Source organism: Neisseria sp. P0021.S006 (assembly GCF_051956895.1).
In genome coordinates, this window is record NZ_JBQCWZ010001274.1 from 1 (window position 1) to 441 (window position 441).

1 pseudogene is annotated in these 441 nt (G+C 38.3%); it reads left to right on the top strand.

The annotated features are described in order from the left end of the window. Nucleotides 1-185 (top strand): annotated as a pseudogene (locus ACTHUM_RS19850) (murein L,D-transpeptidase); the annotation flags it as partial. Between the last annotated feature and the right edge of the window lie 256 nt (nt 186-441).

The window sequence follows — 441 nt, forward strand, 5'->3', positions numbered from 1 at the left end:
TCAAAGAAGAAAATGACTTTCTGTTTGCGTTACACAGGGTATGGACGCTCAAGCCACAGGAAAGACGCATGGAACGCATCGTCTCCCCTCATGTGGCCGACCGCATCATAACCAATGGTTGTATCAACGTACAAAATAATGTGTACGAAAAACTGCGTCAGTATTTCATTTTAGAAGTCATCTGATGTAGGCTTTAGTTTGAATAAAGGCCGTCTGAATATTTTTCAGACGGCCTTTTCTTTTTATTCGTAAAACCTTTATGACTGGCTATACTGATACAGTCTTGATGGCACGGCAACTTCGTTGAGGCTGCTGATTCAGAAAAAGAAAACTCTATCAATCTAACGCGTATCTAAAAAAAGCTGCCTAAAAGTTCAGACAGCCTTGATTGTTTATAAACAAATAATATGTTAACCTATTGTTATCGAAGAGATTTAATGA